The organism is Bacillus sp. SIMBA_154 (assembly GCF_046536015.1).
Lineage (GTDB): Bacteria > Bacillota > Bacilli > Bacillales > Bacillaceae > Bacillus > Bacillus pumilus_P.
The window spans coordinates 1-279 of sequence record NZ_JAWJBV010000187.1; the positions used below are offsets into that span (position 1 = coordinate 1).

Annotated in this window: 1 protein-coding gene; it reads left to right on the forward strand. The window is 45.9% G+C overall.

The features are described from left to right. The coding region (locus R0K30_RS21670) for a metallophosphoesterase (protein WP_410612872.1) at positions 1–279 on the forward strand (279 nt) is incomplete at both ends.

Below are 279 nucleotides of genomic sequence, written 5' to 3' on the forward strand. Positions count from 1 at the left end.
GTTACGGCTATGCCCGGTATATTGAACCGCGCATGATTGAGATCACCCGGCATACAATCACCAACCGCCTGATCCCCCGCGGCTTTGACAATTTTAAAATCGTTCAATTCAGCGATACGCACCTCAGTGATGTGTTTACATCCGGTGACATGAATAAAGCAGCGGAAAAGATCAATCAGCTGAAACCCGATCTGCTCATCTTTACGGGAGATTTGATTGATAAGCCGCATTTATTTAATGATCACCAGCATGCACTCGCCGTGCTGAAAAATCTTGAAG